Annotated in this window: 9 protein-coding genes; 5 read left to right on the top strand and 4 right to left on the bottom strand. The window is 74.0% G+C overall.

Features of this window, described 5'->3' with window-relative positions; all coding sequences use genetic code 11:
- Positions 1–106 precede the first annotated feature (106 nt).
- The 3 genes from ACZ6KO_RS21520 to ACZ6KO_RS21510 are packed head-to-tail and all read left to right on the top strand — an operon-like array spanning position 107 to position 3,945.
- Positions 107–2,101, top strand: a complete 1,995-nt coding sequence (locus tag ACZ6KO_RS21520; RefSeq protein ID WP_469305592.1) for an LPXTG cell wall anchor domain-containing protein — start codon at positions 107–109, stop codon at positions 2,099–2,101.
- A 36-nt stretch (positions 2,102–2,137) separates the two neighbouring features.
- Positions 2,138–3,115, top strand: coding sequence for a sortase (locus ACZ6KO_RS21515; protein WP_469305591.1), 978 nt, complete (start codon positions 2,138–2,140; stop codon positions 3,113–3,115).
- Positions 3,116–3,126: 11 nt separating this feature from the next.
- Positions 3,127–3,945: a phosphate ABC transporter ATP-binding protein gene (locus ACZ6KO_RS21510; RefSeq protein WP_469305590.1), complete on the top strand. Its 819-nt coding sequence runs from the start codon at positions 3,127–3,129 to the stop codon at positions 3,943–3,945.
- 78 nt (positions 3,946–4,023) lie between these two features.
- On the opposite strand, the gene ACZ6KO_RS21505 is transcribed toward ACZ6KO_RS21510, so the two are convergent.
- Both ACZ6KO_RS21505 and ACZ6KO_RS21500 read right to left on the bottom strand, forming a co-directional pair.
- On the bottom strand, positions 4,024–5,367 hold the full coding sequence (locus ACZ6KO_RS21505; protein WP_469305723.1) for a cellulase family glycosylhydrolase: 1,344 nt from the start codon (positions 5,365–5,367) through the stop codon (positions 4,024–4,026).
- 306 nt (positions 5,368–5,673) lie between these two features.
- Positions 5,674–6,432: a DUF4118 domain-containing protein gene (locus tag ACZ6KO_RS21500; RefSeq protein ID WP_469305589.1), complete on the bottom strand. Its 759-nt coding sequence runs from the start codon at positions 6,430–6,432 to the stop codon at positions 5,674–5,676.
- A 263-nt stretch (positions 6,433–6,695) separates the two neighbouring features.
- Between ACZ6KO_RS21500 and ACZ6KO_RS21495 the strand changes: the two genes are divergently transcribed.
- Positions 6,696–8,585: an APC family permease gene (locus ACZ6KO_RS21495; protein WP_469305588.1), complete on the top strand. Its 1,890-nt coding sequence runs from the start codon at positions 6,696–6,698 to the stop codon at positions 8,583–8,585.
- 160 nt (positions 8,586–8,745) lie between these two features.
- Entirely contained in the window at positions 8,746–10,353 is a 1,608-nt protein-coding gene (locus ACZ6KO_RS21490; RefSeq protein ID WP_469305587.1) for an alpha/beta fold hydrolase, read from the top strand.
- Positions 10,354–10,426: 73 nt separating this feature from the next.
- Here the strand turns inward: ACZ6KO_RS21490 and ACZ6KO_RS21485 are convergent, their stop codons facing one another.
- Positions 10,427–11,125: a sigma-70 family RNA polymerase sigma factor gene (locus ACZ6KO_RS21485; protein WP_469305586.1), complete on the bottom strand. Its 699-nt coding sequence runs from the start codon at positions 11,123–11,125 to the stop codon at positions 10,427–10,429.
- Between the two features lie 138 nt (positions 11,126–11,263).
- Positions 11,264–12,013: a hypothetical protein gene (locus ACZ6KO_RS21480; RefSeq protein WP_469305585.1), complete on the bottom strand. Its 750-nt coding sequence runs from the start codon at positions 12,011–12,013 to the stop codon at positions 11,264–11,266.
- Positions 12,014–12,101 lie beyond the last annotated feature (88 nt).

The following is a 12,101-nucleotide window of genomic DNA, read 5'->3' as shown; positions in this document are numbered from 1 at the left end:
CACCGGCCCGTTCCGCCCCGCCCCTGACGCCTCGGTCCCCACCCGCACCCCGTCTTCTCGAACGCGCCGGCTCCGCCCGGCCCCGCCCGGATCGGACGCCCCGCGCATGACCTCTTCCGCCGTCGACCTCGCCGCCCGGCCCGGGCCAGGGCCCCGGACGCGGACCGCCACCGCCCTCACCCGGGCCCTCGCCCCGGTCGCGGTGCTGCTCGCCGCCCTGGTGCTGCTCGCGCTGCTCCCCGCACCGGCCGCGCACGCGCAGGACGGCAAGGCCACCTTCGGTGTGCAGCCCGCCGGCCCCAAGGAGCCCGACGCCCGCCCGCACTTCTCGTACGGGGTCACCGGCGGAGCCGCGACGCGTGACCAGATCGCCGTCTGGAACTACGGCGACAAGCCCCTCGACCTGGCCGTCTACGCCAGCGACGCCGTCAACACCGTGGACGGCGGCTTCGACCTGCTCCCCGGCGGCCAGGTCCCCAAGGACGCGGGCAGCTGGATCAAGCTGGAGAAGGACAAGGTCACGGTCCCGCCGAAGGGCAACGTCATCGTCCCCTTCACCCTCGCCGTCCCCCGCGACGCCACCCCCGGCGACCACACCGCCGGCATCGTCGCCACCCTGGCCGGCGACGGCGCGGACAGCCAGGGCAACAGGGTCCGCCTCGACCAGCGCGTCGGCACGCGCGTCTACCTGCGTGTCGCCGGCGAGCTGACCCCGAAGCTGGCCGTCGAGGACGTCAAGGCCTCGTACGAGGGCACCTTCAATCCCTTCGGGACCGGCTCGGCGACCGTGACGTACACCCTGCGCAACACCGGCAACGTCCGGCTCGGCGCCCGCCAGGCCGTCCGGATCAACGGGATGCTCGGCGGCTCCGTCACCGCGGGCGGCCTGAAGGACCTCGGTGACCTGCTGCCCGGCAGCTCGCTGACGATCACGGCGAAGGCGAACGGGGTGGTGCCGGGCCTGCGCGCGTCGGCCGTCGTCTCCGTCCAGGCGGTCGCCACCCGCGAAGGCGTGGACCCCAAACTCCCGTCCGTGACCCGTTCGGTGTCGCTGTGGACGGTTCCGTGGACGCTGCTCGCCCTGGTCCTCGCGATCGTCGCGGGCGGGGTGTGGCTGTGGCGCCGCCGGCGCCTGGCCCGGGCGGCGGCCACCGCGTCGGCCGGCCGGCGCACCACCACCGAGATCGCCCCGAAGGAGCCCATCGTGCAGTTCTCCCGTCCCACCCGGCGCGACGCGGCAGGAATCGCCGTGTTCACCGCCGCCCTCGCGGCCCTGGCCGTCACGGCCGCGGTCGCCGTGCCCGGGGCCGCCCAGGCCGCCCCGGCCGGCACGGCGGTGATCAACCCGGCCACCGGCCTGGACACCACCAGCGTCGACCTCACCACCTCGGCGGCCTGCCCGTCGCCCGCCACCAACGTCCTGGTGAAGGTCACCGGCAAGGGTTTCCCGGCCGAGGGCAAGAACGTGGTGGGCAACTCCCCGATCTCCACGTACGGGCAGGCGCCCTCGGGCGGCATCATCATCCCGCTCACGATGACCATGCGCGACTACGCCAACGAGGCCGGCTTCACCACCCTGGAGGGCCGCTACGACCTGAAGGTGGTGTGCCGCAAGGCGTTCGGCACCGAGACGTTCGGGGACTTCACCGGTTCGATGTGGTTCACCTCGAACACCGAGTACCGCACCACCGACCCGTCCGGCGGCGGCCAGCCGACGCCGACGCCCACCCCGACGCCCACCCCGACCCCGACGCCGACCACCACCCCGACGGCGACGGGCACGCCGTCGCCCACCCCCACCACCACCCCGGACCCCTCCGGCAGCGCCTCGCCGACGCCGACCTCCACCGCCACCGCGACGGGCGGTCCGGGCCTCGGGCTGACCACCAACGTCACCACGGGCGGCGCGGGCACCACGGCCGGCGGCACCGGGGGCGGCGGCACGACCGGTGGCTCCGGCTCCAAGCCGGGCGGCAGCCTCGCCGACACCGGTACCGACGCGGGCACCCTCGCCCTGATCGCCGCGGCCCTCGTCCTGATCGGCGGCTCGGCCGTCTGGTGGGCCCGCCGCCGCGGCCTGCTGACCTTCCCGCGTGCCTGACGGCACGTGACGCGACCGACCATCGGAGAACGACAGATGACCGCCACCTCCACCCCGCCGGTGGACGTGCGCCCCGACCCCGCCGGAGCCGGCCCGGCCCCGGCGGGGCGGGCGTCCGCCGGCCACCCGGCCGGGCCGTACGCGGGGCGGCCCGGGCGCGGCGCCGGGTCCACCGGGTCCGCCGGGCCGTCCGCCGGCCCCGGCCTGTGGGCCACCGGGGCCGCCCTGGCCATCCTGGGCGCCCTCCTGCTCGGCTTCGTCGCCGAGGTCGGCCCCCTCGGCAGCCTCCGGCACGAGCGGGACCGCCGGGTGGGGTACGCCGAGCTGCGGGGCGGGCTCGCCAACGCCACCGCCCCGGTCGGCCCCACCTCGGTCGGCACGCCCGTCGCGCTGCTCACGATCCCGCAGATCGGCCTGCGGGAGGTCGTCCGCGAGGCGACCACCGCCGACGTCCTCGCCTCCGGTCCCGGACACCGGCGCGACACCGTCCTGCCCGGCCAGCCCGGTACCAGCATCCTGATGGGCCGGCAGGCCGGCTACGGCGGCCCGTTCGCCCGCATCGGCGACCTGGAGAAGGGCGAGACCTTCACCGTCACGACCGGGCAGGGCGAGCACGAGTACCGGGTGCTCGGCGTCCGGCGCGCCGGGGACCGGCAACCGGTCAGGCCCAAGGGGGACGCGGGCCTGCTGACCCTGATGACCGCCGACGGCACCCCGTACATGCCCCGGGGCGTGCTCCAGGTCGACGCCGAACTGGTCACGCCCGCCCAGCAGTCCGGGGGGCGCACCCCCGGCCGGCTGGCCGCCGACGAGGCGCCGATGGCCGGTCAGCCCTCGGCCTGGATCCCGCTGATCCTGTGGGGCCAGGCCCTGCTGGCCGGGGCGGCCGCGCTGGCCTGGGCCAGGGTCCGCTGGGGCCGGCCCCACACCTGGCTGGTGGGCTTCCCCGTGCTGGCCGCCCTCGGCCTCGCGGCGGCCGACCAGGCCGCCCTGCTCCTGCCCAACCTCCTGTGATCGAGGCCCCCATGACCACCGAGACGCTGCCCCTGCCCGTGGTACCCGCGGTGCCCTCCTCCTCCCTGGAGGCCCGTTCCCTCTCCGCCTGGTTCGGCGGCCGCAAGGTCTTGAACCGGGTGTCGCTGACCATGCCGGGCGGCCAGGTGACCGCCCTCATCGGCCCCTCGGGCTGCGGCAAGTCGACCTTCCTGCGCATCCTCAACCGCATGCACGAGCTGATCCCCGGCGCGGAGCTCGCGGGCGAGGTGCTGCTGGACGGCGAGGACATCTACGCCCGCGGCCGCCGCCTGACCGATGCCCGCCGGATGATCGGCATGGTCTTCCAGAAGCCGAACCCGTTCCCGGCGATGTCGGTCTACGACAACGTCACGGCGGGCCTGAAGCTCACGGGCGTGCGTGCCTCGGCGGCACAGAAGGACGACCTGGTGGAGGAGTGCCTGACCAAGGCGGGCCTGTGGAAGGAGGTCCGCGACCGGCTGCGCCAGCCGGGCGGCGCCCTCTCGGGCGGACAGCAGCAGCGCCTGTGCATCGCCCGCTCCCTGGCGGTCCGGCCGCGGATCCTGCTGATGGACGAGCCGTGTTCGGCCCTGGACCCCACGTCGACGCGCCGCATCGAGGAGACCATCCGCGAACTGGCCGACGAGGTCACCATCGTGATCGTCACCCACAACATGCAGCAGGCGGCCCGCGTCTCGGACCAGTGCGCCTTCTTCCTCGCGGAGCAGGGCACCCCGGGCCGGATCGTCGAGCACGGCCCGACCCCGGCGATGTTCTCCAGCCCGACCGACCAGCGGACGGCGGACTACGTGGAGGGGCGCTTCGGCTGAACCGCGCCCGCCGGGTCACGGGAAGGGCCCCGGACCGCCGCGGTGACGGCGGCCCGGGGCCCTTTCCTCACATGTGTCTCACGCGGTCGGGAAGTTGTCGGCGGAGCGGATGCGGTCGCGGATCCAGACGCCGGCCGGCTTCAGGGACGACGTACCGGTCCAGGGGCCGTTGGCGTTGCAGGTGCCGTCCTTGAAGACGGCGCCCGAGCGCCAGTCGTCGGAGAAGTTCCAGTTGACCCAGCTGATCTTCTTCGAGGCCATCAGGTCGAGGTACTTCTGCGACATCGTGAAGTCGTTCGCGCCCTCACCGGCGTAGTCCTGGGTGCCGAATTCGGTGACGAACATGGGGATGCGATCCGCCGCCCGGGAGAGCGCGTTCAGGTACTCCTGGCCGTGCGAGGCGGCGTAGAAGTGGAACGTGTACATGATGTTGGAGGCGTTGACCCGGTTGTTCACGACCTCGGACTCGGTGCCGCCCTCGGACACGCCGAGCGAGGACCAGGCGCGGGTGCCGACCAGGACCGGTGCGTCGCCGTCGATGGCGCGTATGTGCGGGATCATCGTCTCGGCGTAGCTCTTGATCCGCGACCAGGAGACCCCGCTGGGCTCGTTGGCGATCTCGTAGAGGACGTTGTTCTTGCCCTTGTGGCGGTTGGCGATCTCCGAGAAGAAGGTCTTCGCACGGGGGGTGTTGGCGTTCGGGTCGCCCGGGTCGAGCATGTGCCAGTCGACGATCACGTACATGCCGCGGGCGGTGGCCTGCTCGATGAGCGAGTGGGCCAGGGCGGTGAACCTGGCCGGGTCGGTCTCGTAGCCGCCCTCCTGCACGTACGTCGAGACGCGCAGCACGTCCGCGTTCCAGTCCTTGGCGAGGGCGTCGAGCGAGCCGTTGGTGAGGCACTGGGCGTACCACTGGGTGCCGTGCGAACTCATGCCGCGCAGCTGGACCGGTTTGCCGTACTGGTTGCAGAGCTTGGTGCCGCAGACCGTGAGCTGTCCGTTGATGCCGACCGGCGTGGTGCCGGGCTGGGGCGGGGTGGTGCCCGCGTCCACGGACAGGTGGTCCACGTTCGGACCGCCGTTGGCGGTGGTGGCGGTGGCGCGGACGGTGTTGGCCCCCGCCCGGAGGGTGGCGGTGAGGCCGCCGGTCGTCCAGGAGGTCCAGCCGCCGGTGCCGTTGAAGGCCTTGTCGGTGGCCACGGGCGTGCCGTTGACGGTGATGGTCATGGGGCGGTCGGCGGTGGTGCCGTTGGCGTAGCGGAACGTGAGCGCGGCGCTGCCGGCCTGCGCGGCGTTCACCGTCCACTCGACGTAACCGCCGCTGACGTTGTCGTAGTTGACGAAGCCGGATCCGGTGTACCCGGCGTGGTTGGACTCGACCAGTCCCTTCGAGACGCGGGCCGCTTCGGCTTCGTGGACCACGGCCGCGGCGGATGCGGCGGCCGCGGCGGCGGGGGATGCGGGGGGAGCGGCGGCGGTGGCCGCCGAGCCGCCCGCCAGTCCGGTGAGGAGAGCGCCGGACAGGATGCCGGAGCCGGCGAGGCCGATCAGGCGGAGGCGTGGGGATCTCAAGGTCTCTCCATCTGTTGACGATCGTGCGATCGTAAGGAAAGTTTCCTGACGGTAGAGACATGGATAGCGCCACTCCGGTCCCCACCACAAGAGGTCGGCAGCGAAACCCGCACGAGGCCGTCGCGCCGCCGCACCGGGCGGCGCGCGCGGGTACCGTCAGCCCGGGTGGGACAGGCCGGCCGAATCCAGCGCGGCGCCGACCTGGGCCGCCAGCGCGACGGCCACCAGACGGGCCGCCTCGGGCGGCAGGGGCCGGCCGGGGTGGGCGTCGAGGAGGAAGCGGCCGTAGTAGTGGCCGCCGCCGATCACCCGCAGCTCGGTCTCACCGTCCGGCCAGTCCGCGTACTCCGTGATCCGGCCCGGGCGGCGCAGCCATACGCCGCCGCCGTGCTCCAGCCGGGGCAGCCGCCCCGTCAGGTGCCCGTACTCGAAACGGCAGCCGCGCAGCCCCAGCAGCCCCACGAGCTGCGTGCGCGCGTACTCGACCACCGCTTCTGGCGAGCCGCCCTCCTCCGCGAGGCGGGCGGTTCCCTCGAGGCTCGACAGCTGGGCCGCGTCCGTGACCACCACCGCCTGGAGCCGGCGGCCGCGGACCGCCAGCTGGGAGACGAGCAGGCCGACGACGAGCAGGAGGACCGCCGACTGGACCTCGCCGCTGTCGGCGATGGTGAACTGCTGGTACGGCTTGGTCAGGAAGAAGTCGTACCAGGCCGCCGCCGAGAGGGCGGCCAGCGCACCGGCCGCACGCGTGCCCAGGGCGGAGACCGCGATCACGGCGACGACCATGATCAGTGCCTCGTTCGTCGCCGAGAGGTCCGTGCGGAAGGGCACGAGCGCGAGCGCGACGAGGAAGGGCACCACGAGGGCCGCGGCCAGGGCGATGCGGTCGCGGAACCGGTACCAGAACCCGGACATGTGCTGCCTCCCGCCCGGACGGGCCGTTCGTCGCGCCGGGCGCCGTCCGCAGAACGCCGCCCGGAACAAGCCTGCCCCCTGCGCGGAGCCGGAGCAGCGCGCGAGGGCCTGTCTTGACAGGCCTCTTACGCTGCCACGTCCGACGCGTATAAATCGCGTGAAGAGCGGCCGATCGGGCGTATGGAAGCCGCCAAGGACGCTGGTGATCCGCCCGTACGGCTTCGACGCTGTCCTGACTTGTTCATTCGGAGGGACACGGCGACATGGCCACACACGTAGAGAAGGCGATCACGACCGCTGAGGGGTCGCGTCAGGAGGAGCCCCCTGATACCGGCGCGACCGGGTCGGTGGACCGCCACAGGCTGACCGCGCTCCAGGGCCTCGCCGCGCTGTCGCTCGACGCCATGGCGTCCGTGGCGTACGGACCCGAGTCGATCGTGCTGGTGCTGGCGGCCGCCGGAGCCTACGGGCTGGGCTTCACCCTCCCGGTCACGCTCGCGATCGCCGCGCTCCTGGCGGTGCTGGTCGCCTCCTACCGGCAGGTCATCGCCGCCTTCCCGGACGGCGGCGGCTCCTACGCCGTGGCCAAGCGGCACCTCGGCCGGCGGACCAGTCTGGTGGCCGCAGCCTCCCTGATCCTCGACTACGTGCTGAACGTCGCCGTGTCCGTCACGGCCGGTGTCGCCGCCCTGACCTCGGCGTTCCCGTCACTGCACGGGGAGCGCGTCTGGATCTGCCTCGGCGTCCTGGTGGTGGTCACCGCCGTGAACCTGCGCGGCGTCGTCGACTCCGCCAAGGCCTTCCTCGTCCCGACCGCGCTCTTCGTCGGATCGATCCTCGCGATGATCACGGTCGGTCTCTTCCGCGACGCCCCGGTCAGCACCGCGTCCGCCGCCGGCCACGCCTCCGCGCTCGGTGAGGGCGCCACCGCGGTCGGCGCGCTGCTCCTGCTGAAGGCCTTCGCGGCCGGCTGCTCCGCCCTGACCGGCGTCGAGGCCGTCGCCAACGCCGTGCCGTCCTTCCGCGCCCCGGCCGCCCGCCGCGCCCAGCGCACCGAGGTCGCGCTCGGCGCCCTGCTCGGCGTCATGCTGATCGGCCTGTCGATCCTGATCGGCCGCTTCCACCTCCAGCCGGTCGAGGGCGTCACCGTCCTCGCCCAGCTCGCGGACGCCTCGTTCGGGCACAACCTGGCCTTCTACGTCGTCCAGTTCGCCACCATGGTGCTGCTGGCGCTGGCCGCCAACACCTCCTTCGGCGGGCTCCCGGTGCTGATGAGCCTGCTGGCCCGCGACAACCACCTGCCGCACGTGTTCGCGCTCAAGGCCGACCGCCAGGTCCACCGCCACGGTGTCGTCTGGCTGGCGCTCGTCTCCGCCGCCCTGCTCGTCCTCTCCGGCGGCGACACCAACACCCTCGTCCCGCTCTTCGCCATCGGCGTCTTCGTCGGCTTCACCATCTGCCAGGTCGGCATGGTCCGGCACTGGTACGGCGAGCGCGCCCGGGGCTGGCGGTCCAAGGCGGTCCTCAACGGCTTCGGCGCGCTCCTGACCGGCGTCAGCGCGGTCGTCGTCACCGCCACCAAGTTCACCGAGGGCGCCTGGCTGATCGTCGTGACGCTGCCGCTGATCGTCCTCGCCTTCGAGAAGGTCCACCGCGCCTACGCCGACATCGGCGAACGCCTCGAACTGGGCCGCGTACCGCAGCCGCCGCACCGCGCCCACTCGCTGGTCGTGGTCCCCGTCTCCGGTCTGTCCCGTCTGACCTGCCAGGCCCTCACCGCCGCCCGCTCCCTCGGCGACGAGGTCCTCGCCGTCACCGTCACGCATCCCACGGCCGAGGACCGGCAGGCCACCGAAGCCCTGCGCCGCGACTGGGAGCTGTGGAAGCCGGGCGTCGACCTGATCGAACTCTCCTCGCAGACCCGCACCCTCGGCCGCCCCGTCTCGGCGTACGTGCGCAAGCTCGCGCAGACCCACCCGGACGCGCAGATCACCGTCCTCATCCCGGAGACCGAACCCGCACGCCTGTGGCAGCGGCTGCTGCAGAACCAGCGCGGCTCCGTCGTCGCCCACGCGGTGCGCCGCGACACCGACGCGGTCATCTGCCGCCTCCGCTTCCGGATCACGGCGGAGGACGGGGCCGGGGGTTCCTGACGGCGCGGCGGCGCGGGTGGGGGCCGCGGCCGTGGTGGACCCGCGGCCCCCGACCCGCAGCCCCGCCCCGCGAACCGCTCCGGGTGCACCCGTACCGCCCACCCGGTAGCGTCGGGTAGGCGTGCTCCGTTCGAGCGTCCCGGAACGACCGGGAGGACAGATGACACTCCACCGGACGCCCCGTCGCCGCACGGCACGAGGACCGTGGGCCACATCGGCCGGCCTGGTCACGGGACTCCTCGTCACCGGCCTGCTCACCGCGCCCGCCCAGGCGCGCTCGCGCACCGACGCCACCGCCACCCCCGCCGCGCCGACCGGCACCGTCGCCCGGACGGTGGGCGACGCCCGGTTCGTACCGGGCCCCTGCCCGCGGACGCCGGAACCGGTCGAGGAGCTCGCGGGGGCCCGCTGCGGAACCCTCACCGTGCCCGAGAACCGCGCCCGCCCGAACGGCCGGACGATTCGGCTCGGAGTCGCGATCGTGCCCGCCACGGCCGGCACACCGAAGGCCGACCCCATCGTGTGGCTCGCGGGCGGACCCGGGGACGACGCGGTCTTCGAGGCGAAGCTGGCGGTCGACGGCGGCCTCAACCGCGACCGTGACGTGGTCCTCATGTCCCAGCGCGGTACGTACTCGGCCGAACCGGCGCTCCTGTGCCCGGGCATCGACCGGTTCGGCGGACGCACGGTCGGCCTCGTGTACGACGCCCCGTCCACCGGGCGCCTGCACGTCCAGGCCACCAAGGCCTGCCGCGACCAGCTGGCGGGCCGCGGCGTCGACCTCGGCGCGTACAACGACATCGAGAGCGCCGCGGACTACGAGGACCTGCGTGCCACGCTCGGCATCGAGCGGTGGAACCTGTTCGGCATCTCCTACGGCACCCACCTGGCGCTGACCTACATGCGGCTGCACCCCGAAGGGCTGCGCTCCGTCGGCATCGACGGCATCCTGCCGCCGTCCACCGCCGGTTCCGCCCAGACCTGGAGCAGCGCCCGGCAGGGCTTCGACGGCCTGTTCAAGGCCTGCGCCCAGCAGCCGGCGTGCAACGAGCGGTACCCGGACCTGCCGGCCACCTTCGACAGGCTCGTGCGCGACCTCGAGGCCGAGCCGGTCACCACCACCGTCACGCTCCCGGGCCACGACGAGCCGGTGAAGGTCGTCCTGGACGGCGGAGCCCTCGTGAACTGGCTGACCACCGCCACCCACGTGGCGCCCGAAGTGCCCCGCGCCCTGGACGAGCTGGCACACGGCAAGCCGCAGCGGGTCGCCCGGCAGTGGGCGGGCTGGAAGCTCAACCCCAAGGGCGTGGGCGTGGTCTCGCACGGTCTCGCCTACGGCATCTTCTGCAGCGAATGGACACCGTACGAGAGCGGGGAAGAGGCGCTGCGCGGCGGACAGGAGGCCTTCCCGTCCTTCCCCCGCTCGGTGCAGGCCCAGGCTCCGCAACTCACCTTCCTGCGTCCGGACTGCGCGGTCTGGAACGTTCCCGCGGCGCCGCGCTCGATCCGGGACGTCACCCGCGGCGACATCCCCACCCTCGCCCTGTCGGGCGGGTTCGACTCCCAGACGGGGGCGGACAACGGGCCGTACGTCGCCCGCACGCTGAGCAGGGCCAAGGTCGTCACGGTCCCGTACGAGCCGCACGTGGTGTTCGCCAGCTCGAAGTGCGCCCAGGAGATCACCGTCTCGTTCTTCGAGAACCCGGCCTCGCCGAAGACCGCGTGCCTGAACGGGCTCAAGGCGCCCGTGTTCGAGACCGGGCCCTGACCGGCCCGTCCCGTCGCCCCGTCCGCGCGCCCCGGCGGCCCGCCCCCTGGCCAGGGGGCGGGCCGCCGTCGGTTCAGGCGAGCGAGGCCACCGCTCGGAGAGCGGGATCCGGGGCGGTGGCCGGGCGGCGGCGCTGCGGGGCGGGCCGGTGCTGGTCCGTCGTGGGACCCGCGGTGTCCGTCAGGAGTGCCATGAGCGAGGACCGGGCGCGGGCGACGCGGGAGCGCACCGTGCCGACGGGACATCCGATGGCCTCGGCCGCCTCGGCGTAGGGCAGCCCCAGCAGCTGGGTGAGGATGAACGCCTCGCGGCGCTCCTCGGCGATCGTCGCCAGGAGTTCGGCGAGGGCGATGCCGTCCTCGAAGCCGGGGAGTCCCTGGGGCTGCGCCTGTTCGGCGGCGGTCTGCCAGTCGTCGCGGTCGGCCAGGCGCGGCCGGGCGGCGGAGCGGCGCAGGCTGTCCACGACGGTGCGGCGGGCGATGGACAGCAGCCAGGTCCGGGCGGAGGAGCGGCCCTCGAACCGGGCCAGCGCGGGGAGGGCGCGTACGAAGACGTCCTGGGTGAGGTCGTCGGCGGCCTGCGGGTCCGCGCTGAGGAACGCGACGTACCGCCAGACGTCGCGCTGGAGGGCACGGACGAACCGGTCGGCCTTGTCGGGGTCGCCGTCGCGTGCGGCGAGCGCCAGCCGCGTCACGGCTTCGTCGCTGCTGGGGGTGTGCCCGGCCGTCTTCGGCCCGGCGGGGTCCTGGCGGGTGCTCGGGGCAGGGGTCATCGCCACAAGGTCCTTACGCGCGTGGGGTGTCCGGCGCCGCGATCGGCGGGCCGGTGAGGTGTACGGCCTGCCGGAGGGCATGGCCGATGCCCGGGCCGCGACGGGGATCACACCCGCGCGTGCCCGGGGAGCCGGCTGTCAGATGACAGCGGTTCCCGCGGGCGGACCCCTCGAGGTGAGGACATGGATCAGGAAGAGCTGCCGCAGCGGGCTGCCGCCGCGCTCACGGCGTACGCGCAGCGGTGGCCGGTGCGGCACACGGGCCGGGGCGAGGAGGAGCCGCAGCGGTGTCCAGAGCCATGCCGCGGCGGTGCGCAGGAGCCGGAAGGCGGCCCGTTCGCCGTACGCGAGCCAGAATCCGGCGATGACGGCGGCCAGCAGGTGCGCCGCCAGCATGCCGGAGGGGGACATCGCCAGGTCGGCCATGGCGTGCGCGTCCGGCACCGGAGTGCCCGCCACGGCCTCCGGCACGCCGCCGTACGGGGTGTGGTGGGCGTGAGCGCCCGCCTCCGCCACGGCCGTCGTGCCGGGTGGCGGCTGGTGCACCTGGCCGCCGAGGCCCGCGTCGTCGACCAGGCGCGCGGCTTCGGACGGGGACAGCACCCTGTCCCCGCACGTCAGGTACTGCGCCCACTGCTGGGCGAAGGAGCCGCCCGGCGGCAGCGGTGGGACGAGGGACTGCGCGAGGGAGAAACAGGCGTGGAGCGTGGCCTGTACGGCGATCGCCACCGCGGTGACGGCGAGGAGACCGCGCTCGGTGCCGGCCAGCGACCAGGCGAGGGCCGCGGCGGCGACGAACGCGGCGGCCATGGCCCAACCGGGCACGGGCGTCCCCGACATGAGGACGTGGCCGGTGGCCGCGAGCACCACGCACAGGGCTGCGAACATCGCAGCCCGTACGGCTCGGGAACAGTGGCCTGGCGTCATGGCGGGCCTCATCCTCGCACCTCCGCCGTGACCGGTGCACGGGGGTGCG

This window comes from Streptomyces sp. NPDC042102 (assembly GCF_055582305.1).
The sequence above is the reverse complement of the archived record's forward strand: the minus strand, read 5'-3'. Positions and strand labels throughout refer to the sequence as shown.